At 64.7% G+C, this 13,407-nt stretch carries 15 protein-coding genes; 3 read left to right on the forward strand and 12 right to left on the reverse strand.

Annotated features, from left to right (window positions below):
- The first annotated feature begins 32 nt into the window (after window positions 1-32).
- Entirely contained in the window at window positions 33-1,052 is a 1,020-nt protein-coding gene (locus tag H7C19_RS30130) for an LLM class flavin-dependent oxidoreductase (RefSeq protein ID WP_185672804.1), read from the forward strand.
- A gap of 353 nt (window positions 1,053-1,405) precedes the next feature.
- On the opposite strand, the gene H7C19_RS34500 is transcribed toward H7C19_RS30130, so the two are convergent.
- The 6 genes from H7C19_RS34500 to H7C19_RS30155 form a co-directional block, all read right to left on the reverse strand.
- Entirely contained in the window at window positions 1,406-1,696 is a 291-nt protein-coding gene (locus H7C19_RS34500; protein ID WP_221469562.1) for a hypothetical protein, read from the reverse strand.
- 90 nt (window positions 1,697-1,786) lie between these two features.
- The gene (locus tag H7C19_RS30135; RefSeq protein WP_313732047.1) at window positions 1,787-2,767 is read right to left on the reverse strand and encodes a 1-phosphofructokinase family hexose kinase; all 981 of its coding nucleotides are present in this window, start codon (window positions 2,765-2,767) and stop codon (window positions 1,787-1,789) included.
- Window positions 2,728-3,597, reverse strand: coding sequence for a class II fructose-1,6-bisphosphate aldolase (gene fba, locus H7C19_RS30140; RefSeq protein WP_185672806.1), 870 nt, complete (start codon window positions 3,595-3,597; stop codon window positions 2,728-2,730). Before fba ends, H7C19_RS30135 begins: the two co-directional genes overlap by 40 nt.
- A 45-nt stretch (window positions 3,598-3,642) precedes the next feature.
- Window positions 3,643-4,608 carry an ROK family protein gene (locus H7C19_RS30145; RefSeq protein ID WP_185672807.1) on the reverse strand — a complete coding sequence of 322 codons (966 nt, stop codon included), beginning with the start codon at window positions 4,606-4,608 and terminating at the stop codon, window positions 3,643-3,645.
- 82 nt (window positions 4,609-4,690) lie between these two features.
- The gene (locus H7C19_RS30150; RefSeq protein WP_185672808.1) at window positions 4,691-5,506 is read right to left on the reverse strand and encodes a DeoR/GlpR family DNA-binding transcription regulator; all 816 of its coding nucleotides are present in this window, start codon (window positions 5,504-5,506) and stop codon (window positions 4,691-4,693) included.
- A gap of 24 nt (window positions 5,507-5,530) precedes the next feature.
- On the reverse strand, window positions 5,531-6,580 hold the full coding sequence (locus tag H7C19_RS30155; RefSeq protein WP_185672809.1) for an SIS domain-containing protein: 1,050 nt from the start codon (window positions 6,578-6,580) through the stop codon (window positions 5,531-5,533).
- A gap of 287 nt (window positions 6,581-6,867) precedes the next feature.
- Here H7C19_RS30155 and H7C19_RS35375 point away from each other — a divergent pair, with 287 nt between their 5' ends.
- Window positions 6,868-7,527 carry a DNA translocase FtsK gene (locus H7C19_RS35375; RefSeq protein WP_281385048.1) on the forward strand — a complete coding sequence of 220 codons (660 nt, stop codon included), beginning with the start codon at window positions 6,868-6,870 and terminating at the stop codon, window positions 7,525-7,527.
- A gap of 34 nt (window positions 7,528-7,561) precedes the next feature.
- Here the strand turns inward: H7C19_RS35375 and H7C19_RS30165 are convergent, their stop codons facing one another.
- From H7C19_RS30165 to H7C19_RS30175, 3 genes are read right to left on the reverse strand one after another with little or no spacing between them, the layout of a single operon-like run.
- The gene (locus H7C19_RS30165; protein WP_185672830.1) at window positions 7,562-8,779 is read right to left on the reverse strand and encodes an MFS transporter; all 1,218 of its coding nucleotides are present in this window, start codon (window positions 8,777-8,779) and stop codon (window positions 7,562-7,564) included.
- A 5-nt stretch (window positions 8,780-8,784) separates the two neighbouring features.
- Window positions 8,785-9,687: a hypothetical protein gene (locus tag H7C19_RS30170; RefSeq protein ID WP_185672811.1), complete on the reverse strand. Its 903-nt coding sequence runs from the start codon at window positions 9,685-9,687 to the stop codon at window positions 8,785-8,787.
- A complete protein-coding gene (locus H7C19_RS30175) occupies window positions 9,653-10,921 on the reverse strand; it encodes a M48 family metallopeptidase (RefSeq protein ID WP_185672812.1) in 1,269 nt (422 codons plus the stop codon). Before H7C19_RS30175 ends, H7C19_RS30170 begins: the two co-directional genes overlap by 35 nt.
- Before the next feature lie 226 nt (window positions 10,922-11,147).
- Between H7C19_RS30175 and H7C19_RS30180 the strand changes: the two genes are divergently transcribed.
- On the forward strand, window positions 11,148-11,255 hold the full coding sequence (locus H7C19_RS30180) for a sporulation protein YjcZ (RefSeq protein ID WP_185672831.1): 108 nt from the start codon (window positions 11,148-11,150) through the stop codon (window positions 11,253-11,255).
- Window positions 11,256-11,332: 77 nt separating this feature from the next.
- Here the strand turns inward: H7C19_RS30180 and H7C19_RS30185 are convergent, their stop codons facing one another.
- From H7C19_RS30185 to H7C19_RS30195, 3 genes are read right to left on the reverse strand one after another with little or no spacing between them, the layout of a single operon-like run.
- A complete protein-coding gene (locus tag H7C19_RS30185) occupies window positions 11,333-12,214 on the reverse strand; it encodes a helix-turn-helix domain-containing protein (protein ID WP_246470106.1) in 882 nt (293 codons plus the stop codon).
- A gap of 49 nt (window positions 12,215-12,263) precedes the next feature.
- Window positions 12,264-12,548: a hypothetical protein gene (locus tag H7C19_RS30190; RefSeq protein ID WP_185672814.1), complete on the reverse strand. Its 285-nt coding sequence runs from the start codon at window positions 12,546-12,548 to the stop codon at window positions 12,264-12,266.
- Window positions 12,549-12,557: 9 nt separating this feature from the next.
- Window positions 12,558-13,352, reverse strand: coding sequence for a phytanoyl-CoA dioxygenase family protein (locus tag H7C19_RS30195; protein WP_185672815.1), 795 nt, complete (start codon window positions 13,350-13,352; stop codon window positions 12,558-12,560).
- Window positions 13,353-13,407: the final 55 nt, after the last annotated feature.

A 13,407-nucleotide genomic window follows, 5' to 3' on the forward strand; every position in this document is an offset into this window, starting at 1 on the left:
TAGATACGATATGGCGAATGGGAGGCCTTCGATTGAAAATCAGCATCTTGGATCAAGCGCCCGTCGCGGCGGGACGAAGCGCCGGAGACGCCTTGCGGGAAGCGGCTCTGCTGGCGCAAGCCGGGGACAAGCTCGGCTACGAGCGCTATTGGCTGGCCGAGCACCACGATCTGAATGGACTCGCCTGCTCCGCGCCCGAAGCGATGCTGGGCTATCTAGGGGCGCAGACCTCGCGGATCCGCCTCGGCGCCGGCGCGATTCTGCTGCCCTACTACCGCCCCTACAAGGTCGCGGAGACATTCAATCTGCTGGCGGCGCTGTTGCCGGGACGCATCGACCTGGGGATCGCGAGGTCTCCGGGCGGGCCGGCCGAATCGTCGATGGCGTTGTCCGACAACTTCCTCGAACGGGTTTGGAAGCTGCCCGAAGCGTTCGAAGAGCTGCTGCATTTCCTGGACGGCGACTTCCCGGCCGATCATGCCTACGCCAAGACCGTCGCCGCACCGACGCCGGACATCCCGCCCGAGCCGTGGGTGCTCGGCACGAGCGTGAAGAGCGCCAAGCTGGCCGCGGAGCAGGGGACCGCTTACGCCTTCGGACATTTCATGCAGGCAGACAACGCGGCGGAGGCGAGAGAAACGTACTTCCGGCACTTCCGGCCTCGCCCCGAGCGAAGACGCGAAGAACCTTACTTCCTGTTAGCCGTATCCGCCTTCTGCGCGGATACGGCGGATCGGGCGCTGGAACTGTCGCTCAGCGCCTACGCCTGGCGATTGCAGGCGGCCGCGGGAGAACGTGGCGAAGGGCTGCCGTCGGTGGCGGAAGCGAGAAGGGCGTTGGATGGCCAGGACGAGCGGGAGATCCATGCGCGCATCCGGCAGTCTTCGGCGGTCGGCGATCCCGAGGAGGTGAAGGCGAAGCTGCTCGGATTGCAGACCGACTACGGCGCGGACGAGCTGATGCTCATCTCCTATGCGCATGACTTCGCCGACCGCGTCCGGTCCTACGAGCTGATCGCAGGGGTGCTGAACGGCGCATCCGGCCGGTCCTGATGATTATCGATCACGCGCACGCGGCAAAAAGAGGCTGTCTTCTAAGGTCGTAATGCGACCTAAGAGTCAGCAGCGCGGTTTTAAATACGGCGTAATTGACGTATCAATTGACGACCTATCCACTCCTTGACGGCTGTCTCGGACGCGTGACAATCCGCGAGGCGGGTGCCGATTGATTTCATTGTGTCTTGGTGCAAATTCGTCGGATGCTGACCGATGGTTCGCCAATGGTGTATGCCAATTGGCTTTAATTGCGCTCGGTTCGGGGTCGCTCAGTAATTTAGTTGCATTCGTACATCTATTGGGGTCCATTCGGAGGTCTAGAGCGATTTACTTGTAAAAGTACATCTAATTTAGCGTAAATCTGGCCTAAACACAGAAAACGGCAGATTTAGTTGTACTTTTGCAACTAAATGGCCGTTAAGCAGGCAATATAGCAAAATTAGATGTACATTTGCATCTAAATCGTTGGATGCGGGAAAGGTGACACGGAAAGCGGATTCCGGCGTTTTCTGCTTCGCGGCTTGTCGAAGGTAAGCTTGGTGGTCGGATGGCTTGCGCTTGCCCATCATTTGCTGAAGAAGGTAGCAGTGGATCGAAAGCGAGAAATGGCGGTGCAGGGATAACCTCCCTAACATCGCCATTTCTTCGTTTTCACACGTTTATGGATGGATGAGAGCTGTCTGTCGCATGAACAGACTCGCTTTTGAGAGAACCCTCTCTTCATTCGGACGTTAGGCCAGGACGTCCACCTGGATCTCGCGCAGCAGCCGCTCGTGATCCGTCGGCCGCACCTCGCCGGCGGCGTCCGAGAGCGCATTGGCGCAGCCGGCTGCCGCGGCGTGGCGCAGGCTCCGCTCGACGGGCCAGCCGCGCACGTAGCCGTACGCGAAGCCGGCGACGAACGCATCGCCGCTGCCGACCGCGTTCACGGCTTCAAGCCGCGGGATGCGCACGCGGTACAGCTGCCCGCCCGCGCCGGCGACGGCGCCTTCGGCGCCCAGCGTCACCGCGACGTTCGGGATGCCTTGGTCCGCCAAGGCGGCAGCCGCCTGACGGAAGCCGTCCTCGCCGCCCGCCGCGCCCGCCATCCAGGGACGAATCTCGTCCTCGTTGGGCTTGATGAACGCGGGACGCGCCTTCATGCCCTCCGCCAGCGCCGCGCCGCTCGTGTCGAGGAACACTTCCGCCCCCGCGTCGCGCGCGATGCCGATCAACTCGGCGTAGAAGTCCGCGGGGCACCCTCTCGGCAGGCTGCCGGAGAAGATCACCAGCGCCGCGCCGGACGCCGCGCCGCGAATCTTCTCCCGCATCGCTTCCAGATCCAGGGACCGGATGTCCGGACCCGGCTCCAGCACCTCCGTGGAGGCGCCGTCACGGCCGTCGATGAAGTTCAGGCACAGACGGGATTCCCCTTCCGCCTCGACGAAATCCGGGACGATACCCGCTTCCCCAACCTTCTCCGCGATGAATCGGCCGTTGTAGCCGGCCGCGAAGCCCGTAGCCGTGACCGAAGCGTGGCCGAGATGCCGCAGCACCCGCGCCACGTTGATGCCTTTGCCCCCGGCGGCCGCCAGCACCCGCTCGCTCCGCATCACCGTGCCATGACGCCATTCCGGCAAGTAATACGTCTTGTCGATGGCCGCATTGAGGGTGACGGTCACGATCCGGGAAGTCATGGACGGCAGTCCTTCGCCCGGCCGATCGCGCCGCACAGGCGCATTTTCTCGATCGCCGCCGCCCGCAGGGCGTCCTTCGCCGGCACCATGTACTTGCGCGGATCGTTCTCGGCCGGATTCGCCGCGAACACGTCCTTGATCGCGTCGGAGAACACGATCCGCAGCTCCGTCGCCACGTTCATCTTCGCCATCCCGAGCGAGACGGCCCGCTTCACTTGCGCTTCCGGAATGCCGGAGCCGCCGTGCAGGACGAGCGGCACCGCGACCTTCTCCGCGATGCGGCCGATTCGGTCGAAGTCGATGTTCGGCTCGCCCTTGTAGATGCCGTGCGCGGTGCCGATCGCCGGCGCCAGCGTATGGACGCCGGTCAGCTCGACGAACCGCGCGCACTCGTCCGGATCGGCTAGCAGCGCATCGCGCTCGTCGACGACGATATCGTCCTCGACGCCGCCGACGCGGCCCAGCTCCGCCTCCACGTTGATGCCGACCGCGTTAGCCGCTTCTACCACTTTGCGGGTGAGCGCGACATTTTGGTCGAACGGGTCGTGGGACGCGTCGATCATGACGGACGTGTAACCGGCCCGAATGCACTGCATAATGACGTTGAAGTCGGTGCAGTGGTCCAGGTGCAGCGCGATCGGCACGCTCGAGCGGTTCGCCGCTACCGTGGCCGCCGCCGCGATATAGTCGGGGCCGAGGTGCTTGACCGTGCCGACCGTCGATTGAAGGATGAGCGGAGAGTTCGTCTCCTCGGCCGCTTCCACGACCGCTTGCAGCATTTCCAGCGTGTGCACGTTGAACGCGCCGACGCAGAATCCGCCTGCGCGCGCCGCTTCGAGCATGGATGTAGAAGATACTAATGCCATATGAATTCCTCCCGTTTCCTGATCCGCCTCTTGTCTAGCCGAACGCTACTTTTGCAGCTGTTTTGCTCTCGCCTGCATCGCGCTGCCGACGACGCCCGCGTCGTCGCCGCGCTCCGCGACCTTAATCCGGAGATCCGGCCGGAAGTCCGGCAACAGACCGTCCATCAGCGCCTCGCGCAACGGACCGAGCAGCCGCTCGCCCGCGAGCGCGCCGCCGCCGCCGATAATGACGACCTCCGGGCTGGTCAGATGCACGGCCGGAATGAGTTCCCGCCCCGTCAGCGTCCCGGCCCGGCGCAAGATCTCGGTCGCCAGCGCATCGCCGGCGTCCATCGCCCGGGACAAGTCCGCCGCCGCCAGATTCGCGAGCTGGTCGCCGGGGAACCATTCCTTCAATACCGTCTCGCGGCCCGCGGCGATCGCACGTTTCGCTTCGCGCACCATGCCCGAAGCGGAAGCGACCGTCTCCAGGCACCCGGTGAGTCCGCATCCGCAAGGCACGTCGATGCCGGCAACGGGACCGTGGCCAAGTTCGCCGGCCATGCTCTTGAAGCCGTAAAGCAGCCGGCCATCCTGCACGATCGCCGCGGCGATGCCGGTGCCGATCGTGAGGCCCAGGACGTTGGCGCTGCCGCGGCCCGCGCCGAAAGCGGCTTCGCCGTAGATGTACATGCGGACGTCGTTGTCGATGTGCACGGGCACGCCGAGCCGCCGCTCCAGCTCCCGGGCCACCGGAACGTCCCGCCATTCGAGATTCGTCGAATTGCGCGAGATGCCGGCATCCGGGTCTACCAGCCCGGGGATGCCGACGCCGACGCCCGCCGGCACGGAATCGCCGCCGAGGCGGCCGGCCACCTCGCGGACCATGTCGGCGATCCGGTCCAGCACCGCCGCCGAGCCCTCCCGGGCTCCGGTCGGCCGCTTCAAGGCATGCAGCACGACGCCGTCTTCGTTCACCGCGCCGCACACGATATTGGTGCCGCCGACGTCGACGCCCATCCATACGCTCATATCCGTTCCTCCTTCATAGATCGAAGCTTAATCCTTCCGAAGCGCGATCGACGCTAGATCCGGCGCGGCTCCCAGCCACCGCTCATGTCCGGTCGCCGTCCTCCGGCGCCGCGTCGGACCGCGCGACGTGCATCGCGACGCCCGCGTCCCGGAGCGCCTGCGCAATATGCGGCTGCGGCTCCCGGTCGCTGATGCAGGCGTGCAGCTTGGCCAGCGGGGCAACGGCAAACAGGGACGAGCGTCCGGCCTTCGTGCGGTCGAACACGGCCACCGTCTTGTCGGCCCGCTCCATCAGCAGCGCGGCGATGTTCGCCTCCAGCTCGGAGTACGTGCTGACCCCCTGATCGGTCAGCCCGTCGATCCCCATGAACATCGTATGAATGTTGATCGCCTTCACCGTCTGCTCCGCCAGCGGACCGCACAGCTCGAAGCTCTTGTTGCGCAGCACGCCGCCCGTCAGGACGACCTGCAGCTCCTCGTTGTCCGACAACTCCATCGCGATGTTGACCGCATTGGTCACGACGGTGATGCGGCGCCTGCGCTTCAGCGCCCGCGCGATCAGGAACGTGGTGGTGCCGCCCGTGAGCCCGATGACGTCGCCTTCCTGGACCAGGTCCGCGGCCGCTTGCGCGATCGCTTCCTTCTCCCGGTACAGCGCCTGCTGCTTCTCCCGGAAAGGAACCTCGCGCAGGTTCGGCTGGGGACCCGCGTACATGGCGCCGCCGCCCATCGTCCGAATGATCGCGCCGCTCTGCTCGAGCTCTTCCAGATCGCGCCGCGCGGTCGCTTCCGAACAGTCGAACGTACTCACGAGCTCCTGCAGCGTGATGCTGCCGTTCGCCTCCAGGTACGCGAGCAGCCGTTCCTGCCGCTCCGCCTTCAATCCGATGCGTGCCATCGGTCTCCTCCTATCGCCTTGCGACTAGATAATGACGACCTGCGTCAAATTCCGGGGATGGTCGGGGTCGACGCCCTTGGCCATCGCCGAACGGAAGCCCAAATATTGCAGCGCCGGCAAATACAAAGTCGCCCGGGCTTCGTCGCTCAAATCTTCGCCGCCGGTCTCGAACACCGCGTCCGCGAACGCCGTATCTTCGCCCGCCTTGGCCGTGACGAGCAGGACGAACGCGCCGTACGCCTTCATCTCTTCGGCGACCTTCAGCTCATAGGAGCGCGCCGTCTCGGAGACGAGCACTGCGACGAGCGTGCCGGGCTCTACGATCGACTTCGGCCCGTGCCGGAACTCCAGCGTGCCGTAACTCTCCGTCCAGACGTAGGCCATCTCCTTCAGCTTCAGGCAGACCTCCTGCGCCAGACCGAAGTAGCTGCCCATGCCGAGATAGATCGTCTTCGCGAACTGGCGTTCCGCGATCAGCCCTTCCGCGAACGCGTCCGCGCGCTTCACGACGTCGCCGGTCAGCGCCATCGCCGCAGCCAATTCGTCCAGCTTCGCCGGGCCCGCGACCGTCGCGATCGCCGCCTGCATCATAAACGTCATGCTGCTGAACGACTTCGTCATGACGGTGCTCCGCTCCTTGCCGAGCGGCGAGACGAGACATGCCGCGCGCTGGGCGAGGCCGCTGTCCTCATAGCACGTAATGCCGCAGACCGTCCAATTCGGGACGTCCTTCACGGAATCGAGCGCCAGCAGCACCTCGGTCGACTCGCCCGAACGGGAGACGCCGACGAGCAGCGTCTTGCGGCCGCGCGCCACCGCTTGGTCCCGGAACAGGAAGATCTCCGAAGACGGATGCGCGACCGCGCTGCGGCCCAGCCAGACGCGGAACGTCGCCGCCATCGTTTGCGCTTGATAATAGGATGACCCCGAGCCGATGAAGACGACTTCGTCGTACGACGTATCGGCGAGATACTTGGCGATCCAATCCTGCTGATGCTTCAATTGTTCCCATGCGGCCGCGATCGCTTCGGCCTGCCCGCCGATCTCGGGATAGGTCAAGATGCCTCGGTTCATGTTCAACCACTCCAATCGCTTCTTTTTTCCTGCTGAATGAAATTATATCGCTAAATAATGAAAATTTCAATCATTTATTATGATTGAAATTTTCTAAATGAGATTGGCATCGACAGAATCGAAAATAAGCCGTTCGATCCGCTTCCGGCTTCCAGCCTTCAGCTTCAAGAACGGCCCCTCGGCGCGCGGAACAGACAAGATCGTACAACCCTCGCCGCACGCTTTGACAAACATTGCATGCTTCTATTGATACGATGGGAGAAAAGGAAACGGGCGGTGAAACGAAGATGCATATGATCCAGATCGAGCTCCACCGGGACAAGTATCTGACGTTTATAACCGACAACGAGAAGCTGGTCGCATGGCTCCGCCGCAAGGAATTCGTGCTGCGGCAGCCGGCGGGGCCCTCCTTCAGCGCGGTCATGATCGACTCGGATGAAGCAGGCTACCGCACGGCCGTCGCGATCGAGCCCTGGCTCGAGCAGATCGCGGAGGAGGGGCAGCTCGGCCCCTTCATCGTCTCCTGTCACAAGTCGTCCGGCGGGCGGGTTCAAGATCTCGTCGTCTACGCCAACGGCAAGTACGACCGGGAGACGATCGACCGGCTGAACGAATGCGTGCGCCAATCGGCAGGCAGTCCCCCGGGCGTCTCCTTCGTCATGGGCCGGGTCCGGACGCTCCTGGACATGGATCCGGTCCAGACCAAGGACGACGACCTGTACGAGGAAGCGGCCGCGCTCATCCTGGAAACGCGGAGAGCGTCCGTGTCGCTCCTGCAGCGGCGTCTGCGGATCGGACACGCCCGCGCTTCCCGGCTGATGACGCTGCTCGAGGAGCGCGGCGTCGTCGGTCCCTACGCGAAGACGAAGCCGCGTTCGGTACTGGTGGCCGTCGGCGCCTCCGGCTCGCCCGCTTCGCGGGACGTCCTGGACGAAGCGCTCTCCTGACGCGCGGCGGTCATCAACCACGCAGCCGGATAAGTCAGACCAGCCGGCCGCGCCGGCTTAGGTAGCGGTACAGCGCGAAGCCCGCGAACGCGCAGCAGAGCGCAGAGCCGCCGATGAGCCAGAACCCGGCGCGAAGCCCGAACCATTCGGATACGCCGCCGATGACGAAGTTGCTGGCCACGCCGGCCAGGCCGACCATGATGACGGTGAAGGTGATCGCCGTATCGCTGCCCCGCGGGTACAGCTTGGCGAGCAGCGCCATCGCCGTCGGATAGATCGGCGCGATGCCGAAGCCGGAGAGGGCGAACAAGGCCGCCGCCGGCTCGCCGATCGCGACGGACAAGAGCGTGCAGACGGCGGATGCCGCGGCGAAGAGGATCATCGACTTGACGAAGCCGAACTTGTCCGCGACCGGACCGAGCACCAGCCGCGCGACCGTGAAGCAGAGGAAGAAGGCGGAGAGCATGCCGGCGGCGTCCGTCCGGTCCCAGCGGTAGCTCTTCTCGAGGAAGTTCACGAGCCAGCTGCCGACCGCAAGTTCCGCCACCACGCCGAACGAGAGCAGCACGATGACGAACCAGGCGATCGGATCGCGGATGTAGTCCCGCCAGGCGAGCGGCGCCTCGTGCGACTCGCCGTCCCGGCGCGGGAACCGCGCGAGCAGCGTCGGGACGAGCGGCAGCGCGCACAGGGACAGCAGCGCGGCGAACATGCCGCGCCAGCCGAGCTCCGCGCCGCCCGCGTAGCTTGCGCCCATCAGTCCCGTCGCCGCGAGCGGCGCCGCCGTCGAGCTGAGGCCGTAGAAGAAATGGGATAAGTTCATCATGGTGCCGGTGTATTTGGTGAAGATGCGGGCGCTGAGCAGCGCGAGCACGATCTCCAGCAGGCCGTTCCACAGATTCAGAAAAAAGTAACCGAAAGCAAACGCGTAGAACTGTCCTGCCGCTCCGATCAGCCAGCCGGACGCGGCCATGCAGGCGAACGCCGCCGCGCAAGCCGCCTTGATGCCGTAACGGCGGACGAACAAGCCCGCGAACGTGCAGGCGATCAGGAACCCGATCGAATTCAGCGACAGCGCGAGACCCATCCTCGTCTCGCCGACGCCGAATTCCGACTGGATCGCGGGCAGCGCCGGACCTTTGAGGTTCTCGGAGATGCCGAAGACGAGGTATCCGGCGAAGACGACCAGCATGAGCATGACGAAGTTGCCCCGGCCCGTCTCCGGCCTCGTCTTCTGAAGCATGTTTTGCATAGGATTCAAGAATTCAACATCCTTTCTGCGAGCCATGGCCATACCGCCGCGAGCGTCATTTCCAGATTCGATTGTCCCGCGTCGTTCACGAACGGCGCGCTGCGGCGAAAATAGTCGGCGTGGCCGCCCAGAATCGGCACGCCGCGCACGGCCGCGGGCGCATACTTGTCCGCCTGCCACGCGGGGACCCGAAAGGCGCCGGCCGCGCGCCAGCCGCCGAAGCTGCCGATCCGGCAGATCGGATCGGCCGGCTTCCTCACGCCCTCTCGCGCTCCTTCATGCTCACGCACCGGCTCTCCCGGCGTCTCACGCTCATGCACAGGCACTCCCGCTCCTTCGCGCTTCAGCCCTTCCACGCCTACACGCTCCCGCACCGGCTCTCCCGCGCCCTCCTGCTCGCGCTCCGTCACCGGCGCCCCAGCGCCCGCATCTCGGCGCAACCTCTTGCCCGCCGCGTACAGATACAGCACCGAGCCGCGGAGCGCCTCCGGGATGCGGCAGCGCGGCGATCCGATCATCACCGCCGCGTCCGGCTCGCCGCCATCCCTCGCCAGCCGCAGCTGCGCCGCGTGCACGGCCGCCACCCCGCCGCCGCTGTGGCCGATCAGGATCGTCCGTCCGGCAGGCGCAGGGGTCTCCATCGCTTCGAGCGCGCGGCGTCCGCCGATCGACCGCTCGTAACGCCCGAAGCGCAGCTGCAGGTCGTGCCGCATCTCCCGCAGTTGGGCGACCGCGCTGCGCGACCAGTCCCCATAGGGAAACAGCAGCTCCGAGTGGACGGTGCATCCCGCGTCCGCGAGCTTGGCGGCGAGCGCCTCGCGCAGCCCTTCCATGAAGTGGGGTGCCGTCTTCACCCCGGCCAGCAGATATAATCTAACGGGACGGTCCCTGCGCATATCGCTCTGCATCGGCTATCCTTTCCATATCGCTCGGATGGGTGTCGCGGAACCAACGGACGAGCAGCGGCGGGTTGACGTCGCTCAGGGAGGCGATCGCCAGCTTCTGATGCATCGTGACCGCGCCTTCCGCGCTGCCGATCAGCCGGAGGGCGTAGTCGTCCGCCGCGCCTTCGGCCTGCCGCGATACCGCGTTCGATACCGGCAGCGACGCGAAGCTCAGAACCGAGAGCAGCAGAAGGATCAGGGGCAGCGCGGACCAGTCCGCCCGCCCGCGGATGCCCCATTCGGCCCCTTTTCGCCGGACGATGCGTTCGTACAGCCACCCCCCGGCGGCGAGCGCGACGAAGGTCGAGCCGACCGCCCCTGCGGCGCTCCATTCGAGGTGGTGCATCACGTAGTGGCCCATCTCGTGCGCCATGATCTGCAGAATCTCCGGCTCGCTCAGCTTCTGCAGCGTCGTATCCCACAGCACGATGCGCAGAGAGGAACCGATACCGTTCACGTACGCGTTCATCGCGTTCGTCTTCGCGGACATCTCGACCTCGTAGACGCGATGCGCCGGGATGTCCGCTTTGGCGGCCAGGTCCAGAATGCGCTGCTCCAGCTTGGGGTCCGACAAAGGCGCGAATTTGTTGTACAGCGGGTCGATGACGACCGGCTGGACATACATCATGAACAGCGTGAACGGGATGGAGATGAGCCACAGCTTGAGCCACCAACGGCCGCGGCGGGAGAGGATCCAGAAGGCGACGGCCGTCACCGCGAGCGACGTCGCGTAGCCGACGCCGAAGTCGACGAGTTTGTCTCTCAGCCAGCCGGAGAGCGGCTGCGTCGAGATGCCATAACTGCGCGACACGCCATAGCCGAGCACCCGCAGCGGCAGATAGAGCAGGAACGAAGCGGCATTCACGAGCAGCACGAAGACGGGAAAACGGACGACGGCCGGCAGCCGCCGGCGCTCCAGCGCTTCGTTCCAGCGCCGCGCGGCGCCGCCGAGGAGCAGAATGCCGTAGATTAGCCATTCCCACGGGCCGCTTAGGAAAAAGATCCAGTTCCTCGCCGCGTTCAGCGTCTCGCTGTCCCGCAGCTGGCCCGGGGTAAAGAAAGTTGCTGGATCGGCCGGCGTGCCCTGATACGCGGCGGGGACATTGTTCGGCGACGTATAGCGAACGTACAGGGCCATCGCAACGGCATAGACGACGAACAGGATGGCATAACGAAGCAGCTTGGCTGATGGTCGCATGAATGCGGTTCCCTCCGGGCAAGTCAGGTCGCTGAATCTCAATAGAACCATCATAATGACCGCTTCAGGGAATTGCAAAAAAATTCCGTCCCTGCATTCGCGCCGAACGGTGCGGGCGCTAGCGGAAAATCGGATAAATGGGCGCTTGCATAGGCCGCCGGGCATCCGTCACATACATTAGGATTAGGCTGATCACCCGACAACGAGGCCTGCGGTGGTGATAAAAATGGGTTATCCCGTCGGCGAAGCAGGTTACGGTCACGGTATGGGAGGGGCGGCGTTCGCGCTGGTCATATTCGTCTTGCTGGTCATTATCTTGAGGGCCGGCTACTAAGATTCGTATGAAGATAAAGCGGTTGAACGGGAAGGCTACCCGTTCAACCGCTTTATCTGTTCATCCGCTTGGATCCCTCATCCGTCCATGGGGCCGGCCCCGCGCCCGCCGTACATATCTTCGGTCCGCGCGCTCCTCGCCGATTCGCGGTACTCGCCCGGCAGCAGGCCATACTGCCTCTTGAACTGCTTGCACAGATAGGACGCATCGGCGAAGCCGCATCGCTCCGCAACCGACTCGAGGGGCGCTTCGGACCGCTCGAGAAGCTGCCGGGCGCGGCTGAGCCGCAGATCGCGCAGCATCTGCATCGGCGTGAGCCCGTACTGACGCCGGAAGGCCTTGTCCAGATAGTTCGGACTGAGCCGGACCAGGCTGCCGAGCTCCTCCCGCGTCAGCTTCTCGTGCAGCCGCAGCGACATCTGGTGGACGAGGCGGGAGAACCGGTCCTCGGTCGACAGGGACGTCTCCGGGCGTTCGGGACGCCCCGCCCGCTCCCAGCCTTCCAGGATCTGCGCCGTCAGCTGCAGCGCGAGCGAAGTCAGCGTCAGATCGCGGAAGGCCCCCGCCGGATGCCGCCAAGCCTCGAGCAGCTTGGCGAACGCGGCCTCGAAGCGGATCGGGTCGGAGAGCGTCACGACCGGCGAGATCCGCAGCAGCCGGAACAAGTCGAACTGGTGCGAGCAGAGCACGGCCGCCTGCATCCATAGATGCGTCCCTGCGCCGTCCGCGTATTCCGAGAAAGGGAGATTCGGCGGATGCAGCATGACGTCTCCCGCGCGTACGGCGATCCGCCCGCCGTCGGTCCCGGCCGTCGTCACGCGCCCCGCCTTCACGTAGCTGATGATCCAATTCGGATACATCTGATCTTCGATGCGAAGCTGCTCGTAGCTCGATTGGCGCACGGTGTGCAGACGGGCCGACCAAGGTCCTTGCATCCAATCCATCGGCTTCGCAGGCATGGCGCCCACCTCCCGTTCCTCCTACTTTACCGGCGAACGTCCCGTTTGCCTAGCCCTTGCCGACCTCCTGCGTGCCGCCATCCGCCCCGCCGCCCGGTTCGCGCTCCGGCGCGCAAGCGTACACCGCCAGCTTGAAGTCTTCGCCCGCCTCGACGGCGTGCCACTTCCCGTGCGCCTGGAAGGCGCGGTGGGTCCTGCAGCCGACGCACTGGGACAGGCATCGCGTCAAGTCGATCCGCACGCCCTCCGCCGCCAGCGCGTTCAGCTCGGCGCCGTATTGATGCTGAGTCAGATTGCGGATGCAGCAGGCAATCCGCAAAGGCGTGTCGCTCATCGCGGCCGTTCAGCAATCCTCTCGGGCCACGAAGCCCGTATAGGCGGAGCGGCCGTCCCGCGCGATCAACGGACCGTTGCGGTATACGCTGCCCGTGTCGGGGTTGCGCATGCCGTCTACCGAATACTGGATGACGTAGCCTTTGCGCGTGTCCGTCTTGCTGCGGTTCGGCGTGCTGCGGTGGAAGAGCAAGGAGTGGAAGGCGACCATGCTGCCTTTCTTCAATTCGACCGGAACGCCTTCTTCTTCGCCGTAGTAGCAGATGTAGCCGATGTCCGTCTTGATGTGCGGCACGAAGCCCTTGCGGTGCGTCCCGGGCTGCACCCAGATGCAGCCGTTCTCGAGCGTCGCGTCCTCCAAGGCCAGCCAGCAGGTGAGATAGTGGACGGGATCGGTCGGCGCGTAGCCGTTGTCTTGATGCCACGGAAAATCGCGGCTCGCTTCGGGACGCTTGTAGACCGACTGGTCCCAGTACAGCTTCGTGTCCGGTCCGAGAATGGCCGTCGTCAGATCGACGAAGCGCGGGTCGGCGATGAAGCGCTGAAGCGCGGGATGGCGGAAGTTGATATTGGTCGTGAAATTGATGGTGCCCGCCGCGCTGATGAAGTCGCCCTTTCGCGCTTGGGCGAGCAGCTCTTGCTCCGCCTCTTCGTCGAGGGCGTCGACGATCGCGCGAATCCGGTCCATCTCCTCGGCGGAGAAGAGATCGCGCAAGATGATATACCCCTGCCGCTCGTAATCTTGAAGCTGCGCCGCGGTAATCTCTAACGCTTTGGGCTCGTCTGCGTTTACGCTCTGGCTCATGGGAACCGCTCCTTTGGGATTGAGGATGAATGCGGATACATCCTCATTGTCCGTA

Source organism: Cohnella nanjingensis (genome assembly GCF_014212125.1).
GTDB classification, from domain to species: Bacteria; Bacillota; Bacilli; order Paenibacillales; family Paenibacillaceae; genus Cohnella; species Cohnella nanjingensis.

Bases quoted from the DNA above. Each gene is read 5' to 3' on its own strand.
- H7C19_RS34500 (WP_221469562.1), bottom strand. From the start codon at position 1,696: ATGGCGATGTTAGGGAGGTTATCCCTGCACCGCCATTTCTCGCTTTCG.
- fba (WP_185672806.1), bottom strand. From the start codon at position 3,597: ATGGCATTAGTATCTTCTACATCCATGCTCGAAGCGGCGCGCGCAGGC.
- H7C19_RS30145 (WP_185672807.1), bottom strand. From the start codon at position 4,608: ATGAGCGTATGGATGGGCGTCGACGTCGGCGGCACCAATATCGTGTGC.
- H7C19_RS30150 (WP_185672808.1), bottom strand. From the start codon at position 5,506: ATGGCACGCATCGGATTGAAGGCGGAGCGGCAGGAACGGCTGCTCGCG.
- H7C19_RS30155 (WP_185672809.1), bottom strand. From the start codon at position 6,580: ATGAACCGAGGCATCTTGACCTATCCCGAGATCGGCGGGCAGGCCGAA.
- H7C19_RS35375 (WP_281385048.1), top strand. From the start codon at position 6,868: ATGCATATGATCCAGATCGAGCTCCACCGGGACAAGTATCTGACGTTT.
- H7C19_RS30165 (WP_185672830.1), bottom strand. From the start codon at position 8,779: ATGCAAAACATGCTTCAGAAGACGAGGCCGGAGACGGGCCGGGGCAAC.
- H7C19_RS30170 (WP_185672811.1), bottom strand. From the start codon at position 9,687: ATGCAGAGCGATATGCGCAGGGACCGTCCCGTTAGATTATATCTGCTG.
- H7C19_RS30175 (WP_185672812.1), bottom strand. From the start codon at position 10,921: ATGCGACCATCAGCCAAGCTGCTTCGTTATGCCATCCTGTTCGTCGTC.
- H7C19_RS30180 (WP_185672831.1), top strand. From the start codon at position 11,148: ATGGGTTATCCCGTCGGCGAAGCAGGTTACGGTCACGGTATGGGAGGG.
- H7C19_RS30185 (WP_246470106.1), bottom strand. From the start codon at position 12,214: ATGCCTGCGAAGCCGATGGATTGGATGCAAGGACCTTGGTCGGCCCGT.
- H7C19_RS30190 (WP_185672814.1), bottom strand. From the start codon at position 12,548: ATGAGCGACACGCCTTTGCGGATTGCCTGCTGCATCCGCAATCTGACT.
- H7C19_RS30195 (WP_185672815.1), bottom strand. From the start codon at position 13,352: ATGAGCCAGAGCGTAAACGCAGACGAGCCCAAAGCGTTAGAGATTACC.